The sequence below is a fragment of the Microvirga sp. M2 genome (assembly GCF_047497095.1).
Lineage (GTDB): Bacteria > Pseudomonadota > Alphaproteobacteria > Rhizobiales > Beijerinckiaceae > Microvirga.
In genome coordinates, this window is the sequence record NZ_CP134063.1 from 1,043,283 (window position 1) to 1,066,167 (window position 22,885).

A 22,885-nucleotide genomic window follows, 5' to 3' on the forward strand; every position below is an offset into this window, starting at 1 on the left:
GCGCTGGTCACAGGACGAAGTGAATCATGCTTCGACGGGAGCCGCGATGGCTCTTATGGATGGGATCGGGTCAGCTGGGCTCCACAGGCACAGAGGTCGGTCGTGGCGCATGCACGCGGCGCCAGTCCAGACCCTCGAGCAGAGCGGAGAGCTCGGCGGCTGACAGGTGAAGGGCACCATCCTGCAGCTTGGGCCAGCGGAACTCACCATCCTCCAATCGCTTCGCGACGAGAACCACGCCGGTGCCATCCCAGAACACCAGTTTGACGCGATCCGTGCGTTTGGCGCGGAAGACATAAACCGTCCCGGAGAACGGATCGGCCCCCATGGTGTCGCGCACGAGCGCAGCGAGGCCATCCGCCCCTTTGCGGAAGTCGACGGGCTTGGTGGCCACCAGGACGCGGACAGTCCCGCTCGGCCCGATCATCGCAGGCTCTTGAGCGCTTGCAGGACCATAGCCAGCGTTGCGCCATCGGCCCCCGGAGGGATGCGAATGACAGTGCCCGCCACAACAATCTCGATCACCGCCTCCCGGCAGGCTGCCGGGGTGGGCTGCGGCCCGTCAGGGGCGACAATAACCGGGGTAAAGGCGAGAGGATGATCGTCCGCCGCGCACTTGGCCTGACGGCGCCAGGTGAACAGGTGCTGCGGCGCTATCCCGTTTCGGCGGGCCACCTCGGACACCACCGCGCCCGGCGCCATGGCTTCCTCCAGGATCCGCGCCTTCTCATCGGCTGACCAGCGCCGGCGTCCACTGGCTCCGGTGATCACTTCCAGGCGCCGCACCGGCCGCGGCGGCTCAAGCATATGGTCAACCATCGGCACAAAACGATCCTCAATCCAAGATCGTCAGTCTCGCTGCTCACACATGCGAATGTAAGGTGCGGCGAGAACACCGCTTACATCGATAGAGCCTGAGTGCCCGGGAGAGCCACCTCCGCCGGGCAAGATTGGAAAACATCGGTAATGCTAGGACCATTTGAGGTGTTCGATGGTGCTAGGCCACAAGGTACTGCAGTTTTCCTCGTATCGCGCTTCGAACCCGGCGGCACACCCAGCAGAATTCCTCGCCGCAGGGCTCCGCTTTCAAGGGTGTGTAGCCACAGGGTGAGATAGTTGTAACAACTTTATTGTCACTCGAAGGTCTGCTTCACGTCAGTCTCTCGCAAAAATGTACAAACTTTTGTGATGTTGATTTTATCTCTTGCAAAGCAGCGATCAGTACAAATTTTTTTGCCACGTCACACCTGGCATTGGAGCCGCCGCCGACCAGGGCGGCCATGGAGGCGGAATGATGCGGAGCCCGGAAGGGCCGCCGGTTCGAGAGCGCGCCGTCCGCAAGCAGCCCGGCCACCGACTGAATCATCGAGATTTCCAGGAGTTCGCGCGGCGAGAGCGGCGGCAGGATCGACGGCAGGCGCTGAGCCAGCATGGATTTGCCGGCGCCGGGCGGCCCGCTCATCAGCAGATTGTGGCTGCCGGCTGCGGCGATCTCGAGAGTTCGCTTGGCGCTTTCCTGCCCCTTGATGTCGCGCAGGTCCGGCAATGCGTCGGACGCGGGCATGATGGCCGGCTCCGGCCGGCTCATCACCTGGGTGCCTTTGAAATGGTTCGCGAGCTGGATCAGCGAGCGCGGCGCCAGGATTTCGAGATCGCCGCTGGCCCAGGCCGCTTCCGAGCCGCAACCCGCCGGGCAGATCAGACCGTGCCGCCGTTCGACGGCCGCCATGGCGGCGGGCAGCACCCCGACCACGGTGGTGATGGAGCCGTCGAGCGCCAGTTCGCCGAGAACCGTGAAGCCGTTGAGCGCGTCGCCCGGCACGGCCCCGATGGCCGCCATGACGCCGAGCGCGATGGGAAGATCGTAATGACTGCCCTCCTTGGGAAGGTCGGCCGGTGCGAGATTGACGGTGATGCGCTTCGCGGGAAGCGCGAGCCCGGAGGCGATCAGGGCCGAGCGCACCCGCTCGCGGGATTCCGCGACCGCCTTGTCGGGCAGGCCGACGATCGTGAAGGCGACCGTTCCGGGAGAGATCTGCACCTGCACGTCGACCGTACGCGCTTCGACCCCCTCGAAGGCAACGGTTGAAACGCGCATGACCATGAGGCGGGACCTCCAGACGGACGATTCGGGCCCGCTTTGAGGGCCGATATATCATTTATATGAATTGAACAAATTTGTGCAAATCTTTGAAAGAAGCGACGGAACCCTCCTGACTTCATGACGTTGAGTCACACTGCACCCGCCAAAAGGGCGATTCCCGTCAAGGGTTTCGGGGAGACAATCGATTATGGCAGCATTCCATGCCAAGCCGAGGGCTGTTTGCACCTGCACGCGTGCGGGGTGCGCCCGCGTACGAGCATGAGCACCATGCGGTCTCAAAGCCTGCTAAGTCGTGGAGCGGGGACATCCATTCTGCGAGATATGCACAGCCAGTACACCCTCGAGGCGTTGACTTGGGGCGCCGGTCGACCAGGTACAGCTGAAAGAACCGAGTTTTTCACAACGCGCAATGCCGGGGGGGCACGGGTTGAGTAAAGCGAAGCCTTTGCGCATTCTCATCGTCGAAGACGAGTTCCTGATTGCGCTCGAACTCGAAAGCCTGCTCCAGGATCAAGGACACGACGTGGTGGGGATCGCCGCGACCTCCGATCACGCCATGGCTCTCGGCCAGCAGCTCTCACCCGATCTCGCATTCGTGGACATTCACCTGGCCGATGGCCTGACCGGCATCGACGTTGCCCGCAAGCTCTCCGACCAGCTCCATGTGACCGTGCTGTTCATGACGGCCAACGCCAAGCGTATCCCGGAGGATTGCGCCGGCGCCCGCGGCGTGATCGCAAAGCCCTATACCGAGCGTGGGGTGAAAGAGGCTCTCGCCTATGTCACGGCCGAGCACGACCATACGGGCGGCATCACGGATCGCCTGACCTTCACCCCTTTCGACGCGAAAAGCCGTAGGGACAGCAACTCCCAGCTGTCCTGACGGCCCATTCCCCTACCGCTGCGCTTTCAGGCGATAGAGCGCATCCAGCGCTTCGCGCGGCGTCATCTGGTCGGGATCGAGCGCATCGAGCGCCTCGCGCAGGCCGTCCTTCTGCGGAGCCTGGACCGGCTCGGCGCGAACACGAACCGGAGCGGCGAAAAGCGGAAGGTCGTCGACAAGCGCCCGCTTCGGATGCTCGCGGTCCGACTTCTCCAATTCGCTCAGGATCGTCTTCGCCCGATCGACCACGGCCATGGGCAGGCCCGCAAGCCGCGCGACCTGCAGCCCGTAGGAACGGTCGGCTGCCCCCGGCACGACCTCGTGCAGGAATACCACGTCGCCGTTCCACTCCGTCACCTTCAGGGTGGCATTGGCGATGCGCGGCAGCCGTTCGGCAAGCGCCGTCAGCTCGTGGAAATGCGTGGCGAAGAGCGCCCGGCAGCGATTGGCCTCGTGCAGATGTTCGATGGCCGCCCAGGCGATGGACAGGCCGTCGAAGGTGGACGTGCCGCGCCCGATCTCGTCGAGGATGACGAGGGAGCGCGCCGACGCCTGATTGAGAATCGCCGCCGTTTCCACCATTTCGACCATGAAGGTCGATCGGCCGCGCGCGAGGTCGTCGGCAGCGCCCACGCGGGAGAAGAGGCGGTCCACGGCGCCGATATGCGCTTCCTCGGCGGGCACGAAGGACCCCATCTGCGCCAGGACGACGATCAGCGCGTTCTGGCGCAGATACGTGGATTTGCCGCCCATGTTGGGGCCCGTGATCAGCAGGATGTGGCCCGCGTCCTTGCCCGACAGCTCGGCGTCGTTGGCGATGAAGGCCGTGCCCTCCCGCTTGAGCGCCGCCTCGACCACCGGATGGCGCCCGCCCTTGATCCTAAAGGCAAGCCCCATATCCACGACCGGCCGGGTCCAATCGAGCCTGACGGCGAGATCGGCGAGGGAGGCCGTCACGTCGATCACGGCGATGGCCTCGGCCGCGGAGGCGACCTCGCCCGAGAGAGAAAGAAGCGCCTCGGTCATTTCGTCGAAGAGGCCGAGCTCGATCTTCAGGGCGCGGTCGGCGGCGGAGGCGATCTTCGCCTCCAGCTCGCCCAGCTCCTGCGTGGAGAAGCGCATGGCGCCCGCCATGGTCTGGCGGTGGATGAAGGTGTCCTTGAACGGCTCCTTCAAAAGATCCTCGCCCACATTCTGCGGCACCTCGACGAAGTAGCCGATCATATGGTTGTGCTTCACGCGCAAGGTGCGGCAGCCGGTGTCGTTGGCATAGCGCGTTTGCAGGGCCGCGATGAAGCGGCGTGAATCCTGCTGCAGCTCGCGCAGCTCGTCGAGGTTGGAATCGTAGGCCGCCCGGATGAAGCCGCCGTCCCGCCTCAGGAGCGGCAGGTCGTCGGCAAGCGCCGCCGAGAGCGTGTCGGCCACGTCCGTCCGCAGGGACTGAAGCTGCTGCGCATTCGCCGACAGCTCCTTGGGAAGGTTGGGCGCGATGGCAAGTTCGAGGCCCAGTTCACGCGCCGCGAACAATCCGTCCCGCACGCAGGCCAGGTCGCGCGGTCCGCCGCGCCCCAGGCTGAGGCGGGAGAGGGCGCGGGCCAGATCCGGCGACCGCTTGAGGATGCGCCGCAGGCGCTCGCGCAGATCCGCGTTCTCCACCAGGAAAGCCACGGCATCCTGCCGCTCGCGGATCAGGCCGGGATCGGTGAGGGGGCCTGCCAGCCGCTCCGCGAGGCAGCGCGCGCCGCCCGGGGTCACCGTGCAATCGATGGTGGCGAGGAGGCTTCCCGCGCGCTCGCCCGCGAGCGTGCGCGTCAGTTCGAGATTGGCGCGGGTCGCAGCATCGATGGCAAGCGCCGCCCCGGCGGTCTCGCGGGAGGGCGGGTTGAGGACCGGGCGGCTGTCGATCTGCGTCTTCTCGATGTAGAAGAGCACGCTGCCGGCCGCCGTCATTTCCGCCGGCCCGAAGGACCCGAAGGCGTCGAGCGTGGCGACGCCGAAATACTCCTTCAGCCGCCGCTCGGCGGAGGCCGGATCGAGGCCGTCCCGGGAGAGCGGCGTGATCGACGCCCGGGTCTCGCGCCAGAAGCCGGAGAGTTCCGGATCCTCGTGAATGACGTCTGGCACCAGGATCTCGCGGGGCTCGAAGCGGGCGATCTCGGCGGGCAGGCCCATGGCGTCCGTCTCGCTCACCACGAAATGGCCCGTGGAGATGTCGACGGCGGCGAGGCCGTAGCACCATTGCGTGTCCGACAGGCGGCGGCGGGCGAGACCCAGCAGGAAATTGGCGCGGCCCGGCTCCAGCAGGCGCTCTTCCGTGATGGTGCCGGGGGTCACGAGCCGCACCACGTCCCGGCGCACGACGGACTTGGAGCCGCGCTTCTTGGCCTCCGCCGGGTCCTCGGTCTGCTCGCAGACCGCGACCCGGTGGCCGAGACCGATCAGCCTCTGGAGATAGTCGTCGGCCCGGTCCACGGGCACGCCGCACATGGGGATATCCTGCCCGAGATGCTTGCCGCGCTTGGTGAGCACGATGCCGAGGGACTGGCTCGCGATCTCCGCATCCTCGAAGAACAGCTCGTAGAAGTCCCCCATCCGGTAGAACAGCAGGCTGTCCGGATTGGCGGCCTTGATCTCGATATATTGCGCCATCATGGGCGTGACGCGGCTGTCCTGAGCGGGCTTTTGTCCGGCAGGATCGGCTTGTTGCGGGGTCTCGGAGGCTCGGTAAAGGGCTTGGGACGACATTCGCCCTATGTAGCAAAGCCTGCTCTCCCTTTCACCCGTATCATGGAAGTTGCGCGAAGGGTGTGCACAAGTCTTGAGGCAAGCGGCCCCAGGCCTTATGGTCGCAGCCCCTGCGAGCAAAGGTCCCGCAGCCAAAATACGAAAGTCCCATGACCGAAGAAACGCCCTCGACCCGCCGCAAACGCCCCACCTTCACGGACCAGGAGGCGTTGCAGTTCCATGCCCAGGGCAGGCCCGGCAAGCTCGAGGTCGTGCCCACGAAGCCGATGGCGACCCAGCGGGATCTGTCCCTGGCGTATTCGCCGGGCGTCGCCGTCCCGGTGCTGGCGATCGCCGAGAACCCGGCGCTCGCCTTCGACTATACGACGCGCTCCAACATGGTGGCGGTGATCTCGAACGGGACGGCCATCCTCGGTCTCGGCAATCTCGGGGCGCTGGCCTCGAAGCCCGTGATGGAGGGCAAGTCGGTCCTGTTCAAGCGCTTCGCGGACGTCGATTCCATCGACCTGGAGGTCGATACGGAAGACGCCGACGCCTTCATCAACTGCGTCCGCTATCTGGGCCCCTCCTTCGGCGGGATCAATCTCGAGGACATCAAGGCACCGGAATGCTTCATCATCGAGGAGCGCCTGCGGGAACTCATGGACATTCCCGTCTTCCATGACGACCAGCACGGCACGGCGATCATCGCCGCCGCGGGCCTGATCAACGCGCTGCATCTCACCGGCCGCGACATGGCCGAAACCAAGCTCGTGGTGAACGGCGCGGGGGCTGCCGGCATCGCCTGCACGGAGCTTCTGAAGGCCATGGGCTTTGCGCCCAACAACGTGATCCTCTGCGACACGAAGGGCGTCATCTACAAGGGCCGCACGGAGGGCATGAACCAGTGGAAGTCCGCGCATGCCGCCGAGACGGACGCGCGCACGCTGGCCGATGCGCTGAATGGGGCGGATGCCGTGTTCGGCCTTTCCGCAAAGGGAGCCTTCACGGACGACATGATCCGGTCCATGGCGCCCAATCCGATCATCTTCGCCATGGCCAATCCCGATCCGGAGATCACCCCGGAAGAGGTCGCGCGGATCCGCGGCGACGTGATCATCGCCACCGGGCGTTCGGACTACCCGAACCAGGTCAACAACGTCCTGGGTTTCCCCTACATCTTCCGCGGTGCGCTCGATGTGCAGGCCACGACCATCAACATGGAGATGAAGGTCGCGGCCGCGCAGGCCCTGGCCGAGCTCGCCCGCGAGGACGTGCCGGACGAGGTCGCCGCCGCCTATCAGGGCGCGCGCCCGCGCTTCGGCCGGGAATACATCATCCCGGTGCCGTTCGATCCGCGCCTCATTCACACCATCCCGATGGCCGTAGCCCAGGCCGCGATGGAGACGGACGTCGCCCGCCGTCCCATCGTGGACATGAAATCCTACAAGGCGCAGCTTTCCGCGCGGCGCGACCCCGTCGCAGGCACCCTCAACCGCATCTTCGAGCGCGTCCGCAAGATGCCCAAGCGTGTGGTCTTCGCCGAGGGCGAGGAGGAGAAGGTCATCCGCGCCGCCCTGTCCTTCGTGAACCAGGGACTGGGCCGGGCGATCCTGGTCGGCCGCGAGGAGCGGATCTTCGAAACGGCCGCCCAGGCCGGCATCGATCTCGGAGGGCGCGAGGGCATCGAGATCCACAATGCGCGGCTGTCGCACCGCAACAGCACCTATGCGCAGTTTCTCTACGAGCGCCTTCAGCGCAAGGGCTATCTGTTCCGTGACTGCCAGCGCCTGATCAATCAGGACCGCAACCATTTCGCGGCCTCGATGGTGGCGCTCGGCGACGCAGACGCGATGGTGACGGGCGCGACCCGCAACTACTCGACGGCGCTCGCCGACGTGCGCCATGTGATCGACGCCAAGCCCGGTCATCGCGTCATCGGCGTTTCCCTGTGCCTCGCCCGCGGTCACACGGTTCTCGTGGCCGATACCGCGATCCACGAGATGCCGAGCGCTCAGGAACTCGCGGAAATCGCCATCGAAGCGGCGGGCGTCGCCCGCCGTCTCGGCTACGAGCCGCGGGTGGCGCTGCTGTCGTTCTCCAATTTCGGCCATCCGAAGGCGGAGCGCGCCGAGAAGATCCAGGAGGCGGTCCAGATCCTCGACGACATGCGGGTCGATTTCGAATACGACGGCGAGATGGCGGCGGATGTCGCGCTCAACCGGGATCTGATGGCGCAATATCCCTTCAGCCGCCTGAAGGGGCCGGCAAACGTGCTCGTCATGCCCGCCTTCCACTCCGCATCCATCTCCACGAAGATGCTGCAGGAGCTCGGCGGCGCGATGGTCATGGGGCCGCTGGTGGTGGGGCTCGACAAGCCGGTCCAGATCGTCTCGCTCGGCGCCACGGACAACGACATCGTCAACATGGCGGCGCTGGCGGCCTACAATATCGGCGGCTAAAGCATCGGGCGTGAAAAGTGGATTTGCACTTTTGGGATTGCATCCGATGCTCCCCCTATAGAAGAGCGCATCGTTCCGGCGAAAAACCGGAGCCACTTCTTCGCGCGATGCGCTAGTGAACAAGCAAACAAGCAAACAAGCAAGAGGGGGCCATCGTGAACACTCGCCAACCGACCACCGTCGTCTTCGATATCGGCAACGTCCTGCTGCGCTGGGACCCGCGCCATCTCTACCGCAGCCTCTTCGAGGACGCGGCGGAGATGGAGTGGTTCTTGAGCCATGTCTGCACTCCGGCCTGGAATCTGGAGCAGGACCGGGGCCGCGACTGGGACGAAGCCGTTGCCCTCCTCGTGCGGGATTATCCCGGCCACGAGAGCCAGATCCGCGCCTTCCACGAGCGGTGGCCGGAAACCGTCTCGGGGACCTACGAGCAGAACGTGGCCCTGCTCCTGCAATTGCGGCGGGCCGGGGTGCCGAATTATTCCATCACCAATTTCTCCGGTCCCAAATTCGTCCTTTCGAAGGAGATCTTTCCTTTCCTGGACGGTTTCGACGGCGTGATCGTCTCGGGCGACGAGCGGCTCCTGAAGCCCGATCCCACCATCTACCGTCTTCTGCTCGACCGTTACGGGCTTGCCGCGGCGGATTGCGTGTTCATCGACGATTCGCGGGCCAACATCGAAACGGCCCGGACGCTCGGCATGCATGCGATCCATTATCCCGACGAGCAGGTCGACCTCGCCGCCGAGCTGAGGCGTCACGGCTTTCCGGTTTAATGCCGCGCTTGCTCTTCGAACCGGCTTGAGCCATCAGGCGGCATGCGCGTTTTCGACAGCTCCCTTCCCATCGACGCGGTTCTCGCCGATCTGACGGCGAGCTTGCGGACGAGCGCCAATGCGGTGCTGGTCGCTCCGCCCGGCGCGGGCAAGACCACGCGGGTGCCGCTCGTCCTGCTCGACGAGCCCTGGGTGGAGGGCGGCAGGATCATCGTTCTGGAGCCCCGGCGTCTGGCGGCGCGCGCCGCGGCCGAACGCATGGCTCAGACCCTGGGCGAGCCGGTGGGGGAGACCGTCGGTCTTCGTGTCCGCCTGGGCTCCAAGGTCAGCCGCAGAACGCGGATCGAGGTGGTGACGGAGGGTGTCTTCGCCCGCATGATCCTCGACGATCCCAGCCTCGAGGGCGTCGCGGCCGTGCTCTTCGACGAGTTTCACGAGCGCTCGCTCGATGCCGATCTCGGGCTTGCGCTCGCCCTCGATGCGCAGGGCGGCCTGCGTGAGGATCTGCGTCTGCTCGTCATGTCGGCCACGCTCGATGGCGCCCGTGTCGCGAAGCTCTTGAGCGGCGCGCCGGTGATCGAATCCGAAGGCCGCGCCTATCCGGTGGAGACGCGCTATCTCGGACGCGATCCCACCAGGCGCATCGACGAGCAGGTGGCGGACGCCGCCCTGCGCGCCCTGCGCGGGGAGGGCGGGTCGATCCTCGTCTTCCTGCCGGGACAGGGGGAAATCCGCCGCGTCGAGACCATGCTGCGTGAGCGCATCGCCGATCCCGCCGTCGATATTGCGCCGCTCTATGGCGCGCTCGATCGGGGCGAGCAGGATCTTGCGGTGGGCCCCGCCAAGCCCGGCCGCCGCAAGGTCGTCCTCGCCACGTCCATCGCGGAAACCTCGCTGACCATCGAGGGCGTGCGCGTGGTGATCGATTCAGGCCTCGCCCGCGTGCCCGTCTATGAGCCGAATATCGGCCTGACGCGCCTCGAGACGGTACGCGTTTCGCGCGCCGCCGCCGATCAGCGCCGTGGCCGCGCGGGCCGAACCGAGCCGGGCGTCTGCTATCGTTTGTGGGAAGAGGCCGCGACGGGGGCGCTGGAGCCCTTCGCCCGCCCCGAAATCCTCTCCGCCGACCTTGCGCCGTTGCTTCTCGATTGCGCGGCCTGGGGCGTGACGGACCCCTCGACGCTCGCCTTTCTCGATCCGCCGCCGGCTCCCGCCGCGAAGGAAGCCCGCACCCTTCTTCAGCAGCTCGACGCGCTCGATGGGGAAGGCCGCATCACCGAGACGGGGCGGCGCTTGCGGGATCTGCCTCTTCCGCCGCGTCTGGCCCGCATGATTCTGGTCGCGGGGGAGAACGGTCAGGCGCGGGACGCGGCGGACCTCGCCGCCGTTCTCGTGGAACGAGGGCTCGGCGGCGATATGGTGGATCTGGGCGAGCGGGTCGAGCGCTTCCGCCGGGACCGCTCGCGCCGTGCGGACGATATGCGGCGCCTGGCCGATGGCTGGGCGAAGACCCAGGCGGGCGCGGCCCGAGGCGAGCCCCGCTCCCTCGGTGCGCTGCTGATGCTCGCCTATCCCGACCGCCTCGCGAAGGCGCGGGGCAAGCTTGGCGACTATGTCATGGCCAACGGGCGCGGCGCATCGCTCGAGCCGCACGAGCGCCTGGCCAAGGAGCCCACTCTCGCCGTCGCCGAGATCGCAGGCGGCGCGGCCTCCGCGCGCATTCTCGCAGCCGCTCCGATCGCCATGGAGGAGATCGAGGCCGCTTTCGCGGATCGGATCGAGCAGAGCGACGAAGTCGCCTTCGATCGTCAGGCCCGGGCCCTGCGCGCCCGCGGCGTGCGCCGCCTCGGGGCGCTCGTGCTCAACGAGCGGCCCCTGAAGGTTCCGGCGACGGAAGAGGCCGCGCATCGTCTTGCCAAGGGACTCGTGTCCGTGGGGCTCGATGCGTTGCCCTGGTCCAAGGCGCTGGCGCAATGGCGCGAGCGCGTGATGTTCCTGCGAAAGGCCGAGGGCGACGAATGGCCCGACCTTTCCGACGCGGCGCTGACCGCAACCGCGGAGGAGTGGCTTGCGCCGCATCTCGTCGGACGGAGCGGCCTCAACGATATCGGCCCGGATCTCCTGAGCGAAGCCTTGCGGAATCGTCTGCCGTGGAACCTCCAGCGCCGTCTCGATGCCGAGGCGCCGACCCATATCGAGGTGCCGACGGGTTCCCAGATCCCCATCGATTACGGTGCGGAGGAGGGGCCGGTTCTGGCGGTGCGCGTGCAGGAGCTGTTCGGCCTCGACAGGCATCCCGCCATCGCCGCGGGCCGCGTGCCGCTCATCCTGCATCTGCTGTCGCCGGCCCAACGTCCCATCCAGATCACGCGCGACCTGCCGGGGTTCTGGCGCGGCTCCTGGGCGGCTGTGCGCGCGGACATGCGCGGGCAATATCCGAAGCATCCCTGGCCGGACGACCCGCTGACCGCGCCGCCGACGCGGCGCGCAAAGCCGCGCGGGACTTGAGTTCTCGCCATTCGGCGCTCGTCCTCACCCGGAGAAGGGCGCGCAACGGCCGTCTCGGAATCGGAGCCTATTCCCGGAACGACTGGATCAGACGCTCGGCCGTGGCGCGGTTGAGGGCCATCGGGATGTTATAGACGAGCGCCAGACGCATCAGCGCCTTGACGTCGACATCGTGCGGGTGGGGCGAGAGAGGATCGACGAAGAAGAACAGGGCATCGATCCTGCCCTCCGCGATCATCGCACCGATCTGCTGGTCGCCGCCGAGCGGCCCGCTCTTCAGGCGGGTGACGGAGAGGGCAGGGCAGCGTTCCATCACCCGGCTGCCCGTCGTGCCGGTGGCGAAAAGATTGAAGGGGCGAATCTCGTTCTCGAACATGGCGACGAAATCGGCCATGTCGTTCTTCTTGGCGTCGTGGGCCACGAGCGCCAAAGTCAGCTTCTTCATGGGAGGGACTCAATTGCTCCAGCGGTCGCGCCACTGCATCTCGCCGGCCAAGCAGTTCGTGGCGGGCGCGCTCTGGACGCGGTTGATGAGGGGGGGCTTCTCGGGCATGAGACTGGCGACCTCGAGCAGGATCTTGGTCTTGATGGCCTCGACGAATTGATCGCGCTCACGGACGGGAACCGTGAAGGCCCCTTGGCCGCCGATCACGCAGTCCCTGTAATAGAGATCGAGCTCGGCAATGTCGAGATAGCCGGGCTTGCGCATCATGATCGGCAGCCCATTGATGATGATGCCCTTCGCCACCGCGTCGTCGCGGGCCTGCACGATGGCCCGGCCCTGGTTGTTGGGGCCGTCTCCGGAAACGTCGATCACCTGCCGGACCGCCTCGATGCCGCTCTGTTCGAGGAGCTTCACGCCGAAATCGACGGCGCTGGAGATCGACGTGCGCTGAGCCCGGCGCAGGGGTGTCGAGGCAATCTTGTCCGCGAAGGCCATCAGGCTTTCGGAATTGTCGAGGATCGTCCAGGGAATGATCACCTTCTGGTCGGGGGAGCCTGCCCATTCCATGTAGGTGACGGCGATCTTACCCAGCAATCCGCCCCGGATCGCATCATGGACCTGCTGTGAGCGGAACGCCTGCGCGAAGCCCTCGCGCTGCAGGGCCTGCTCGTCCGTGTCCATGGAAAAGGAGATGTCGACGGCGATCACGAGGGCGAGGTCGACCTCGTTGTCGTTCTGCGCCGCGGCCGGCCACGGAAGGCACGTCCAGAGCAAGGCTAGTCCTGCGGCCAGATGGGCGATCGCTGAGCGAACCATCGTAATCTCCTCGGAAAGGGAGGCGGACTGGTTCGCTCAGTGTGCCACCATCTGAGCGTGGCGCAAGGTTGCGTTCTGTTCAGGAACGCCTGGCTTGGACGAGGTCGAGGGCCTTCCGGAAGGCCGCATCCGCGTCGAGATGGGTCGTATCGAGGGTGACCGCGTCGGCCGCCGGCTTCAACGGGGCCGTGCTGCGGTTCATGTCCCGCTCGTCCCGGCGGCGGATATCGTCCAGGATCGTCTCGTAGGCGATCTGCTCGCCTCTCTTCTGAAGCTCGAGATGCCGGCGGCGGGCCCGCTCCTCGGGAGCGGCCGTGATGAAGAGTTTCACATCCGCGCGAGGGCAGACCACGGTGCCGATATCCCGTCCGTCAAGCACCGCCCCGGGCGGCTGCTCGGCGAACTGGCGCTGGAAGGCCAAAAGGGCGTCGCGAACCGGCTGGTAGCCGGAGATGACGGAAGCCGCTTCGCCCATCTGAGCCCCCCGCAGGCGGGGATCGTCGAGATGCGTCACGTCGAGGTCGAGGGCCACCTGATGGGCGGCGTCCCGGTCCGTCAGGTCGAGCTCCCGGTCGAGCATGACCCGGGCGACGGCCCGGTAAAGCAGGCCCGTATCGAGATGCGCGAGGCCGAAATGATCGGAGAGGCGCTTGCCCAGGGTCCCCTTGCCCGAGGCGGCGGGACCGTCGATTGCGATGATCATGGCGGACTCAGTCCTGGATCGTGGCGCCGAGTTCGCGCATGAGGGGGATGAAGGACGGGAAACTCGTCATGATCATCGCCCCGTCGTCCACGGTCACGGGCTCCCGCGTCGCCAGACCCAGGACCAGGAAGGACATGGCGATGCGGTGGTCGAGATGGGTCGCAATCGGGTTGCCGCCGCCACGCACCGTCCTGGAGCCATGCACGATCAGGTCGTCGCCCTGAATTTCGTGCTCGACTCCCGCCTCCGCGAGGCCCGCCGCGACGGCCGCGAGGCGGTCCGATTCCTTCACGCGCAGCTCATGGAGGCCCTGCATGCGGGTGCTGCCTTCGGCGAAGGAGGCTGCGACGGCGAGGATCGGGTATTCGTCGATCATGGCTGGCGCACGCCCATGAGGAACGGTCACGCCGGTGAGCCTGCTGTAGCGCACGCGCAGGTCCGCCACCGTCTCGCCACCCTCGTCACGCTCGTTCAGGCGCTCGATCGATGCACCCATTTCGAGAAGGGTGGTGATCAGGCCCGTGCGGAGCGGGTTCATCATCACGGCTTCGATCACGATGTCCGAGCCGGGGGCGATCAGCGCGGCCACAAGCGGGAAGGCGGCGGAGGAGGGATCGGTCGGCACCACGATGTCGGTTGCGCGAAGCTCGGGCTGGCCATGGAGGGTGATGGCGCGGCCATCCTCCCCATGGGGGACGACATCGACGGTTGCGCCGAAATGGCGCAACATGCGCTCCGTGTGGTCGCGGGTCGCCTCGCGCTCGATGACCGTGGTTCGGCCGGGGGAATTGAGGCCCGCGAGCAGGATCGCCGATTTGATCTGGGCGGAGGCGGCGGGGGTCTCGTAGGTGATCGGGAGAGTCTCCTTGGGGCCGCGCAGGGTGAGGGGCACGCGGCCGCCCTCCGCCTCGCTCACCACCGTGACGCCCATCTTCACCAGCGGGTCGAGAATACGGCGCATGGGGCGCTTGCGCAGCGAGGCATCGCCATCGAAGGTCGAGGTGATCGGGTGGCTCCCCGCAACGCCCATCATGAGGCGCGAGCCTGTGCCCGCATTGCCGAAATCGAGGACGTCCTTCGGCTCGACCAGGCCGCCGATGCCGGCACCTATGACCCGCCAGCGGCCGGGGGCCTCCCGTGTGATGGTGGCGCCGAGGGCTCGGCAGGCTTCCGCCGTGCGCAGAACGTCATCCCCTTCGAGAAGGCCCTCGACCCGGGTTTCGCCGATGGAGAGGAGCCCGAAGATCATGGAACGATGGGAAATGGATTTGTCCCCGGGAACGCGAATGCGTCCTTTCAGGGCATTTCCAGATCTGCTGGAGACGGGGGCGGCCGGGCCATGGGCGTGGGACATTCTCGGATTCCTTGAGCCTTCTCTTTGGGGCGGGCTCTAACACGACCTCCTCCTGTCGTCACGCGCAAGGTGCGCGGCATGAGCCCTCCGGCGCAATTTCTCATTTGACAAGCCTTTCCCTCATGACTAACGGGTGCCTTCCCGATCATTCACTTCCATGAAGGCAATCACCCGTGGCCAAACCGGAACTCGGCTTGAAGCGCCAGTGCATGAGCTGCGGCGCGAAATTCTACGATCTTAACAGGGACCCGGCGGTCTGCCCGAAATGCGGCACCGTCTTCCAGGCCGCGGCTCTGAGCCGCGTCCCTGCTCCCGCAGTCGCTCGCGCCTCCAATGACGAGGAAGACACCGAGCTGGAAACCACCGGTCCGGAGATGGTCTCCCTCGACGAGGTCGAGGCTGGCGAGAACGAGAAGGACATCCCGGTCGATGACGACATCGACGTGGGCGAGGACGACACCGACGACACCTTCCTCGAAGACGAGGAAGAGAGCGACGATGACGTTTCGGATCTGATCGATAGTGACCTGGAAGACGACGAAGAGGCTTGAACCTCGCGTCGGACCTGATTATAGAGACGCCGCGGTGCCCCAAACACCGCGGATTTCAAGTGGGGCTGTAGCTCAGTTGGGAGAGCGCGTGAATGGCATTCACGAGGTCAGCGGTTCGATCCCGCTCAGCTCCACCAAAACTTTCTAAAACAGAACTTTCTAAAAACAGCCGCCTTCGGGCGGCTTTTTTATTGTTCCGTTTCGATTGTGCGCACCAGCCGCCCTTTGCCTCAGGCGAAAGGAGGGCATCTTCATTTTTAGGCGCAGCGCCTTAAGCTAAGGCCAGGAATGTTCACTCCACGAAAGCGGGAACAATGAATCGCGTTCAGACGCATGGGCTGTCGGTAGCGGCGGCTCTTCACGATTTTGTGGTTCGGGAGGCGCTTCCGGGCACGGGGATAGCGGCGGACGCGTTCTTTGCCGGCCTGGCCGGGCTGGTGCGGGATTTCGCGCCGCGCAACCGGGCCCTTCTGGCCACCCGTGACCGCCTCCAGGCCGAGATCGACGCCCATTACCGCGCCCGCGCCGGCCAGCCGCTCGACCCGGCCGCCGACGAGCGCTTCCTGCGCGAGATCGGCTATATCGTGCCCGCGCCGGACGAGGTGGCGGTGTCGACCGCCCCTGTCGACGACGAGATCGCCCGCATCGCCGGCCCGCAGCTCGTGGTGCCGGTCTCCAATGCCCGCTACGCGCTCAATGCCGCCAATGCCCGCTGGGGCAGCCTGTACGACGCGCTCTACGGCACCGATGCGATCCCCGACGAGGGCGCCGCCGCCCGGGCGGCCGGCTACAACACGGTGCGCGGCGCCGCGGTGGTGGCCCGCGCCCGCGCGCTGCTCGACCAGGCCGCGCCGCTGGCGCAAGGCAGCCACGCCGCGGCCGCCGGCTATGCCGTCCGCGCCGGGGCGCTGGTGGTGCGGCTGCAGGACGGGCGCGCGACCGGCCTCGCCGACCCGGCCCGGCTCGTCGGCTACCAGGGCGCGCCGGACAGCCCCTCCGCGGTGCTGCTCGTCCACCACAACCTGCATCTCGAGCTGCGGATCGACCGCACCGACCCGATCGGGGCCGCCGATCCCGCCGGCGTGGCCGATCTCGTGCTCGAGGCGGCGGTGTCGACGATCATGGACCTGGAGGATTCGGTCGCGGCGGTGGATGCCGCCGACAAGGTCGCGGTCTACCGCGCCTGGCTCGGCCTGATGAAGGGCGATCTCGTCGAGAGCTTCGCGAAGGGCGGCCAGACCGTCACGCGCCGGCTCGCCCCGGACCGGGTCTACACCGCGCCCGGGGGCGGCGCGGTGCGGCTTGCGGGCCGCAGCCTGATGCTGGTGCGCAATGTCGGCCATCACATGTTCACCGATGCGGTGCGCGACGAAGCCGGCCAGGAGATCCCGGAGACGCTCCTCGATGCGGCGGTCACGGCGCTGATCGCGCTGCACGACCTCAAGGGCCCGGGGCCGCTGCGCAACAGCCGCACCGGCTCGGTCTACATCGTCAAGCCGAAGATGCACGGGCCGGACGAGGTGGCGTTCGCCGACGCGCTGTTCGCCGCGGTCGAGGACATGCTCGGGCTTGCCCGCGACACGCTCAAGATGGGCATCATGGACGAGGAGCGGCGCACCACGGTCAACCTCAAGGCCTGCATTGCGGCGGCGGCCAGGCGGGTGTTTTTCATCAACACGGGCTTTCTCGACCGCACCGGCGACGAGATCCACACCGCGATGGAGGCCGGCCCGATGCTGCGCAAGGCCGACATGAAGGCGAGCGTGTGGATCCAGGCGTACGAGGACCACAACGTGGATGTGGGGCTGGCCTGCGGGCTGCCGGGCCATGCCCAGATCGGCAAGGGCATGTGGGCGGCGCCCGACCGGATGGCCGCCATGCTGGCCCAGAAGATCGCCCATCCGGAGGCCGGCGCCAGCACCGCCTGGGTGCCGTCGCCGACCGCCGCGACGCTGCATGCGCTGCACTATCACGCGGTCGACGTTTCGGCGCGCCAGGCGGCGCTGCGGGCGCGCGCGCGCCGGCCCCGCTGGCCGCGCTCCTGACGGTGCCGGTGGCGCAGTCGAACTGGGCGCCGGCGGCGGTGCAGGAGGAGCTCGACAACAACTGCCAGGGCATTCTCGGCTATGTGGTGCGCTGGGTCGACCAGGGGGTCGGCTGCTCGAAGGTGCCGGACATCCACGATGTCGGGCTGATGGAGGACCGGGCGACGCTGCGGATTTCGAGCCAGCACATCGCGAACTGGCTGCGGCACGCCATCGTGACGCGCGCGCAGGTGGAGGCGAGCCTGCGGCGCATGGCGGCGGTGGTCGACCGGCAGAATGCGGGCGATCCGCTCTACCGGGCGATGGCGCCCGGCTTCGACGGCCCGGCCTTCCAGGCCGCCTGCGCGCTGGTGTTCGAGGGCGCCGCCCAGCCCAACGGCTACACCGAGTGGATCCTCCATAAATACAGAAGAATGGCCAAGGCCGCGGGCGCGGCGGACCGTTCCGACGAGAGCGGCGTCAAGACCAGGTGAGACAAAGGAGCGCCCGCGAGGCGCTCCAATGCTTTCAGTCCGTGTGATCGGGGATTTTGGGGGCGTGCGCGTCCACCATGCCGCCGATCAGGTTCGTGCTGAGAAGATGTTCCGTCGTGAGTTCGAAGCGCAGCGGAACGAGGGCTGAGGGAAGTGCCCCCAGCCATTCCTTCTGCCGGCGTGCCGCAGCCACGGCTTCATCCCGCGAGACGGCTCGAAAGCGAACAGGGGAGCCGGGGCGCATCTGCGCGAAGCGTCCAAGATCGGCGCTGATGATCGTGGCGATCTTCGGATAGCCGCCTGCCGTCTGACGATCGCGCATGAGCACGATGGGCAGGCCGCTTCCCGGCACCTGGATGTGCCCGTCCACGATTCCGTCGGAGACGATGTTGAAGCCCCTCCCGTGCTCCAGCCGCGGGCCGTCCAGCTGGAAGCCCATGCGGTCGGCCTGAGGGCTGATGGTGAACTCGGCGCTCAGGAAGGTCCGGATCGCCTCCTCCGTAAAGTAGTCGTCCTGCGGCCCCATGATCACACGGATCGGGCCGGGCTCCTCGACCGGCTCGAGCGGCAGATGCGTCGGAGCGCCCTGCTGTGCATCCGGCCGGCAGGGAAGGCGATCTCCAGCCTTCAGGGCCGCTCCGTTCAGCCCGCCGAGACGGGAGCGCGGGTGAAGGGACAGGCTGCCGAGCTGCGGCTCGACCAGGAAGCCGCCTGCGACTGCCAGATAGGCGAATGTGCCGCTGCGCGGATGGCCGACCTGCAGCGTGTCGCCCTCGTTCAGGACGATGGTCGTGTTGGGTTCGAGAGGCTTGCCGTCCAGGCTCGCCGTGCAGCCCGCGCCGACGAGGGCGACATGCAGGCTCCCGCCGTCGCAGGTGAAGCTGCCGCCAAGATTCATGAACTCGATCGCCGCGACCTCCGGCGCATTGCCGACGAGCGCGTTCGCCATGGCAAGGCAACGGCGATCCATGGCGCCGGACGGCGAGACGCCGAAACGCTGATAGCCGATGCGCCCCCAATCCTGCAGGCTCGTCATCGGCCCGCAATTCTTGACGACAAGGTTCGTCATGCCTGCACCGGCTCCGCGACGGGCTCGCCCGCCAGCGCGGCCCTTTCGAGGTCGTTCCACCGTGAGGCATCGATGGGATCGAACACGATCTCGTCCCCGGCTGCGAACAGAAAGGCGGGATCACGCCCGGGGGCATAGCTCAGCACCGGCGTGCGCCCCAGAAGGTGCCAGCCGCTCGGCATCTCCATGGGGACGATTCCGGCCTGCTCGCCGCCGATCATGATCGATCCGCACGGAACCTTCAGGCGGGGCTGGGTACGCCGCGACGTGGCGATCCGGGGGTCGAGGCCGCCGAGATAGGCAAAGCCCGGGATGAAGCCGATCATGTAGATCCGGTACACGGCGGCCGAATGAAGTTCGATGAGCCGGGAGGGCGCCAGGCCATGGCGCTCCGCCACGTCATCCAGGTCGACGCCGTATTCCCCGCCATAGACCACGGGGACGCGCCAGCGTGTGCCCATCGCGGCTTGCGGCTGAAGGCCGACGGTCGCCTCTTCGAGAAGGCGGATGAGCGCGTCGTAATCGGTGGTCGTGGGGTCGAATTGCAGGGTGAGGGAGCGATAGGTCGGGACGGTCTCGATAAGCCCGGCAGGCGGGTTGGCGCGCAGAAGGGAGTCGAGCGCGAGAACCTTGCCGTTCAGGCCGGGGTCGATCGCGCTCCCGAACTCGACGGTCAGAGCGCTATCGCCGCAGGGGAGAAATCGAGGTGTCTGCACTATTCACCCGTCCAATCGTTGCCCCAGATCTCTCTCACATCGACCGAGTTGGAACAATGCGGGAGTTGACCTTGCGCTATGCCTTGGACGCGGGCGAGAGGGCTCCAGGAGAGGGATGAGTGGAGAAGGACGAGTGCTCCTTTTTGCCAGGCTCAACGTGTCTGTCCCCTTCATGTTATGTCATTGTGGCTCGAGAGCCCCGAGGCCAAAGGCTCATGCGGAGTAGATCATGACTTTGAAATCCAAGAATGCCGTCGTTACCGGATCGACCAGCGGGATCGGGCTGGCCATCGCCCGGGCCTTCGCCAAGGAAGGCGCGAACGTGGTCATCAACGGACTCGGCGATGAAGCGGAGATCGAGAGGACCCGTGCCGCCATCGAGAGCGAGTACGGCGTGAAAGCCATCTATTCGCCGGCCAACATGCTCAAAGGCGACGAGATCGCCGACATGATCCATCAGGCCGAGAAAAGCCTCGGCAGCGTGGACATCCTCGTCAACAATGCGGGCATTCAGTTCGTCGCGCCGGTGGAGGAGTTCCCGGTCGAGAAATGGGACCAGATCATCGCGATCAATCTCTCCTCGGCCTTCCACGCCATCCGTGCGGCGGTGCCGGGCATGAAGGCGCGCGGCTGGGGCCGGATCATCAACACCGCCTCCGCCCATTCCCTCGTGGCGTCGCCCTTCAAGTCGGCCTATGTCGCCGCTAAGCACGGCATTGCGGGCCTTACGAAAACCGTTGCGCTGGAGGTGGCGACCCACGGCATCACGGTGAACTGCATCAGCCCCGGCTATGTCTGGACGCCCCTCGTGGAAAGGCAGATCCCCGACACGATGAAGGCGCGCAACATGACCAAGGAGCAGGTGATCAACGACGTTCTGCTCGAGGCCCAGCCGACCAAGCAGTTCGTCACCGTCGAGCAGGTCGCGGCGCTGGCCGTGTTCCTCTGCTCGGACGCGGCCAGCCAGATGTCCGGCGCCAACCTGTCCATGGATGGCGGCTGGACGGCGAAGTAAGGCGCTCGCGAGGGTCAGCCCCTCGCGAAAGCGTCCGTCGCCTCGATGAGATGGTGCAGGATTCCGGGCTCGTTCACGGCGTGGCCCGCATCCGGCACCATGATGAAGCGGGCCTCTGGCCATGCGCGGTGCAGGTCCCAGGCGGTCTTGGCCGGTGTGGCGACGTCGTAGCGGCCCTGGATGATCACGGCAGGGATGCCCTTCAGCTTGTGGGCGTCGCGGATCAGCTGTCCTTCCTCGAACCACCCTTCATTGACGAAGTAGTGGTTCTCGATGCGGGCGAATGCGATCGCGTAATGATCGTTACCGAACTGGTCGGTGAATTCCTGGTTGTGGAGGAGCGTGATGGTCTCGCCCTCCCACAGGCTCCAGGCGCTTGCGGCCTCCTGCCGGACGGCGGGGTCCGCATGGGTCAGGCGCTTGCGGTAGGCGGCCATCAGGTCGCCGCGCTCCTCCGGCGGGATGGGGGCGAGGAAACGCTCCCATTTGTCGGGGAAGATCCAGGATGCGCCCTCCTGGTAATACCAGAGCAACTCCTCACGACGGAGCGTGAAGATCCCGCGCAGCACGAGTTCCGTGACGCGCTCCGGGTGGGTTTCCGCATAGGCGAGGGCGAGGGTCGAGCCCCAGGAGCCGCCGAACACCATCCACCTGTCCACACCGATCATGGCGCGAAGGCGCTCGATATCGGCCACGAGGTGCCATGTGGTGTTGGCCTCCAGGCTCGCATAGGGCGTGGAGCGTCCGCAGCCGCGCTGGTCGAACAGCAGGATTTTGTACTTGTCCGGGTCGAACAGCCGGCGCGCCGCCGGCGAGAAGCCGCCGCCCGGCCCCCCATGGAGGAACACCACGGGCTTGCCGTTGGGGTTGCCGCACAATTCCCAATAGACCCGGTGCCCGTCACCGACGTCGAGCATGCCGCGATCAAAGGGTTCGGTTTCGGGGTAGAAGGTGCGCATGGCTGAAAAAGGCTCCGGAGCAGCGGAGCTTATCCATACCTATGGGGCAGTATTCTGTCACCATGGAGAGGTTCGTGAGCCGGCTTCGGACCCTCTAGCGTGTCGTCGCACTGTCATATAACTTTGCAACTGGGGAACACGGGTAAAAGCCCGACCCTATGGAGGATGACAATGTTGACCAAGCGCGCCGGCCTGAAGCTGGCCACGGCTTTCGCCGCTCTCATGATCGCCGGAACGGCCCAGGCGGCCGAGAAGCTCCGGCTCCTGACCTGGGCGGACTACGCCCCGAAGGAGGTCGTGGATCAGTTCACCAAGGAAACCGGGATCGACGTCGAGATCACGCTCTCGAACAACGAGGAGATGATCTCCAAGCTGCGCGCAACCCAGGGTGCGGGCTTCGATCTGGTGCAGCCGAGCCAGGACCGCATCGCGGGCCCGCAGGCGGAATTCGGAATCTACAAGCCGCTCGACCTGTCGAAACTCAAGTCAGACCAGTTCATCGCCTCCATGCTCGAGGCGACCAAGAAGAACACCACCGTGGACGGCAAGGTCTACGGCGTTCCCCACATCTGGGGCACCGACGGTCTCATCGTGAACACGAAGGCCGCGCCGAAGGTTGCCGACTACAACGACCTTTGCGATCCGTCCCTCGCCGGCAAGACGAGCTTCCGCGCCAAGCGCCCGGCGCTCATCGCCTTCGCGTTCGCCAACGGCATGGATCCCTTCGCGTCCTACGGCGATGCCAAGGCCTATGCCGCGATGATGGACAAGGTCGGCGCCAAGCTCGCCGAGTGCAAGAAGAACGTGAAGTTCTTCTGGGACGGCAAGGATCAGCTTCTCAACGCCCTGCGCTCCGGCGAAGTCGTCGCCGCCATGGCGTGGGACACGGGCGGCTGGAAGCTGAACTCCGAGAACCCGGACATCAAGTTCATCGCCCCGAAGTCCGGCGCTCTGGGCTGGGTCGACACCTTCGCCATTCCGGCCAAGGGTCGCAACGACGATGCCGCCTACAAGTGGATCAACTTCAACATGCGTCCCGAGATCGCCGCGAAGGTGGCCGCTTCCGCCGGCAACTTCACGGCATCCAACGGCGCCGACAAGCTCATGCAGGGCAAGCTGAAGGATCAGTTCGCCGACAGCTTCCCGAAGGCCGCGATCGACAACATCAAGTGGTATCCGGCCGTGCCCGCGGGCATCGAGGAGATCGAAGGCAAGGTCCTCGACCGCCTGAAGGCCGGCTCGTAACATTTGCTTCCTGACGATCAATCATCCCCTGGCGTCG

17 protein-coding genes, 1 tRNA gene and 2 pseudogenes are annotated in these 22,885 nt (G+C 66.3%); 9 read left to right on the forward strand and 11 right to left on the reverse strand.

The genetic code is table 11. The features are described from left to right. Positions 1-70: 70 nt before the first annotated feature. From tnpB to RE429_RS04890, 3 genes and pseudogenes are all read right to left on the reverse strand, one after another. The gene (gene tnpB, locus RE429_RS04880; RefSeq protein ID WP_414471472.1) at positions 71-427 is read right to left on the reverse strand and encodes an IS66 family insertion sequence element accessory protein TnpB; all 357 of its coding nucleotides are present in this window, start codon (positions 425-427) and stop codon (positions 71-73) included. Beyond that, positions 424-819, reverse strand: a complete 396-nt coding sequence (gene tnpA, locus RE429_RS04885; protein WP_414471471.1) for an IS66-like element accessory protein TnpA — start codon at positions 817-819, stop codon at positions 424-426. The genes tnpB and tnpA overlap by 4 nt, the downstream gene beginning before the upstream one ends. Positions 820-1,246: 427 nt before the next feature. After that, positions 1,247-2,104: pseudogene (locus RE429_RS04890) on the reverse strand (YifB family Mg chelatase-like AAA ATPase); the annotation flags it as partial. Between the two features lie 409 nt (positions 2,105-2,513). Between RE429_RS04890 and RE429_RS04895 the strand changes: the two are divergent. Next, positions 2,514-2,987, forward strand: coding sequence for a response regulator (locus tag RE429_RS04895; RefSeq protein WP_414473227.1), 474 nt, complete (start codon positions 2,514-2,516; stop codon positions 2,985-2,987). Positions 2,988-2,999: 12 nt separating this feature from the next. Here the strand turns inward: RE429_RS04895 and mutS are convergent, their stop codons facing one another. Further along, the gene (gene mutS, locus RE429_RS04900; RefSeq protein ID WP_414473228.1) at positions 3,000-5,732 is read right to left on the reverse strand and encodes a DNA mismatch repair protein MutS; all 2,733 of its coding nucleotides are present in this window, start codon (positions 5,730-5,732) and stop codon (positions 3,000-3,002) included. Between the two features lie 149 nt (positions 5,733-5,881). Between mutS and RE429_RS04905 the strand changes: the two genes are divergently transcribed. From RE429_RS04905 to hrpB, 3 genes are all read left to right on the forward strand, one after another. Beyond that, on the forward strand, positions 5,882-8,173 hold the full coding sequence (locus RE429_RS04905; protein ID WP_414473229.1) for an NADP-dependent malic enzyme: 2,292 nt from the start codon (positions 5,882-5,884) through the stop codon (positions 8,171-8,173). 155 nt (positions 8,174-8,328) lie between these two features. Next, positions 8,329-8,949, forward strand: a complete 621-nt coding sequence (locus RE429_RS04910) for an HAD family hydrolase (protein ID WP_414473230.1) — start codon at positions 8,329-8,331, stop codon at positions 8,947-8,949. 42 nt (positions 8,950-8,991) lie between these two features. Continuing rightward, positions 8,992-11,457 (forward strand): ATP-dependent helicase HrpB, encoded by a 2,466-nt coding sequence (gene hrpB, locus RE429_RS04915; RefSeq protein WP_414473231.1) that lies wholly within the window; start codon positions 8,992-8,994, stop codon positions 11,455-11,457. A gap of 67 nt (positions 11,458-11,524) precedes the next feature. On the opposite strand, the gene RE429_RS04920 is transcribed toward hrpB, so the two are convergent. From RE429_RS04920 to aroA, 4 genes are all read right to left on the reverse strand, one after another. After that, on the reverse strand, positions 11,525-11,902 hold the full coding sequence (locus RE429_RS04920) for a methylglyoxal synthase (RefSeq protein ID WP_414473232.1): 378 nt from the start codon (positions 11,900-11,902) through the stop codon (positions 11,525-11,527). 9 nt (positions 11,903-11,911) lie between these two features. Next, entirely contained in the window at positions 11,912-12,718 is an 807-nt protein-coding gene (locus RE429_RS04925) for a DUF1194 domain-containing protein (RefSeq protein WP_414473233.1), read from the reverse strand. Between the two features lie 79 nt (positions 12,719-12,797). After that, entirely contained in the window at positions 12,798-13,421 is a 624-nt protein-coding gene (cmk, locus tag RE429_RS04930) for a (d)CMP kinase (protein WP_414473234.1), read from the reverse strand. Between the two features lie 7 nt (positions 13,422-13,428). Further along, positions 13,429-14,775, reverse strand: coding sequence for a 3-phosphoshikimate 1-carboxyvinyltransferase (aroA, locus tag RE429_RS04935; protein WP_414473235.1), 1,347 nt, complete (start codon positions 14,773-14,775; stop codon positions 13,429-13,431). A gap of 173 nt (positions 14,776-14,948) precedes the next feature. Here aroA and RE429_RS04940 point away from each other — a divergent pair, with 173 nt between their 5' ends. From RE429_RS04940 to RE429_RS04950, 3 genes and pseudogenes are all read left to right on the forward strand, one after another. Next, positions 14,949-15,326: a TIGR02300 family protein gene (locus tag RE429_RS04940; protein ID WP_414473236.1), complete on the forward strand. Its 378-nt coding sequence runs from the start codon at positions 14,949-14,951 to the stop codon at positions 15,324-15,326. A gap of 61 nt (positions 15,327-15,387) precedes the next feature. Then, positions 15,388-15,463: transfer RNA gene (locus RE429_RS04945), tRNA-Ala, on the forward strand. Positions 15,464-15,640: 177 nt separating this feature from the next. Next, positions 15,641-17,844: pseudogene (locus RE429_RS04950) on the forward strand (malate synthase G). A 34-nt stretch (positions 17,845-17,878) separates the two neighbouring features. Here RE429_RS04950 and RE429_RS04955 read toward each other — a convergent pair. Then, the gene (locus tag RE429_RS04955) at positions 17,879-18,913 is read right to left on the reverse strand and encodes a biotin-dependent carboxyltransferase family protein (protein ID WP_414473237.1); all 1,035 of its coding nucleotides are present in this window, start codon (positions 18,911-18,913) and stop codon (positions 17,879-17,881) included. Then, on the reverse strand, positions 18,910-19,629 hold the full coding sequence (gene pxpB / locus RE429_RS04960; RefSeq protein ID WP_414473238.1) for a 5-oxoprolinase subunit PxpB: 720 nt from the start codon (positions 19,627-19,629) through the stop codon (positions 18,910-18,912). The genes RE429_RS04955 and pxpB overlap by 4 nt, the downstream gene beginning before the upstream one ends. Before the next feature lie 229 nt (positions 19,630-19,858). On the opposite strand from pxpB, the gene RE429_RS04965 reads away from it, so the two are divergent. Continuing rightward, positions 19,859-20,644 carry a 3-hydroxybutyrate dehydrogenase gene (locus RE429_RS04965; protein ID WP_414473239.1) on the forward strand — a complete coding sequence of 262 codons (786 nt, stop codon included), beginning with the start codon at positions 19,859-19,861 and terminating at the stop codon, positions 20,642-20,644. A gap of 14 nt (positions 20,645-20,658) precedes the next feature. Here RE429_RS04965 and pip read toward each other — a convergent pair whose 3' ends face one another. Continuing rightward, the gene (pip, locus tag RE429_RS04970; RefSeq protein WP_414473240.1) at positions 20,659-21,603 is read right to left on the reverse strand and encodes a prolyl aminopeptidase; all 945 of its coding nucleotides are present in this window, start codon (positions 21,601-21,603) and stop codon (positions 20,659-20,661) included. A gap of 171 nt (positions 21,604-21,774) precedes the next feature. Between pip and RE429_RS04975 the strand changes: the two genes are divergently transcribed. Then, the gene (locus tag RE429_RS04975; protein WP_414473241.1) at positions 21,775-22,848 is read left to right on the forward strand and encodes an extracellular solute-binding protein; all 1,074 of its coding nucleotides are present in this window, start codon (positions 21,775-21,777) and stop codon (positions 22,846-22,848) included. Positions 22,849-22,885: the final 37 nt, after the last annotated feature.

Excerpts from the sequence above, each read along its gene's own strand:
- RE429_RS04905 (WP_414473229.1), top strand. The coding sequence starts at position 5,882 with ATGACCGAAGAAACGCCCTCGACCCGCCGCAAACGCCCCACCTTCACG.
- aroA (WP_414473235.1), bottom strand. The coding sequence starts at position 14,775 with ATGTCCCACGCCCATGGCCCGGCCGCCCCCGTCTCCAGCAGATCTGGA.
- RE429_RS04925 (WP_414473233.1), bottom strand. The coding sequence starts at position 12,718 with ATGGTTCGCTCAGCGATCGCCCATCTGGCCGCAGGACTAGCCTTGCTC.
- tnpA (WP_414471471.1), bottom strand. The coding sequence starts at position 819 with ATGGTTGACCATATGCTTGAGCCGCCGCGGCCGGTGCGGCGCCTGGAA.
- RE429_RS04895 (WP_414473227.1), top strand. The coding sequence starts at position 2,514 with ATGCCGGGGGGGCACGGGTTGAGTAAAGCGAAGCCTTTGCGCATTCTC.
- pip (WP_414473240.1), bottom strand. The coding sequence starts at position 21,603 with ATGCGCACCTTCTACCCCGAAACCGAACCCTTTGATCGCGGCATGCTC.
- RE429_RS04955 (WP_414473237.1), bottom strand. The coding sequence starts at position 18,913 with ATGACGAACCTTGTCGTCAAGAATTGCGGGCCGATGACGAGCCTGCAG.
- tnpB (WP_414471472.1), bottom strand. The coding sequence starts at position 427 with ATGATCGGGCCGAGCGGGACTGTCCGCGTCCTGGTGGCCACCAAGCCC.
- RE429_RS04920 (WP_414473232.1), bottom strand. The coding sequence starts at position 11,902 with ATGAAGAAGCTGACTTTGGCGCTCGTGGCCCACGACGCCAAGAAGAAC.
- mutS (WP_414473228.1), bottom strand. The coding sequence starts at position 5,732 with ATGTCGTCCCAAGCCCTTTACCGAGCCTCCGAGACCCCGCAACAAGCC.
- RE429_RS04975 (WP_414473241.1), top strand. The coding sequence starts at position 21,775 with ATGTTGACCAAGCGCGCCGGCCTGAAGCTGGCCACGGCTTTCGCCGCT.
- hrpB (WP_414473231.1), top strand. The coding sequence starts at position 8,992 with ATGCGCGTTTTCGACAGCTCCCTTCCCATCGACGCGGTTCTCGCCGAT.
- RE429_RS04965 (WP_414473239.1), top strand. The coding sequence starts at position 19,859 with ATGACTTTGAAATCCAAGAATGCCGTCGTTACCGGATCGACCAGCGGG.
- cmk (WP_414473234.1), bottom strand. The coding sequence starts at position 13,421 with ATGATCATCGCAATCGACGGTCCCGCCGCCTCGGGCAAGGGGACCCTG.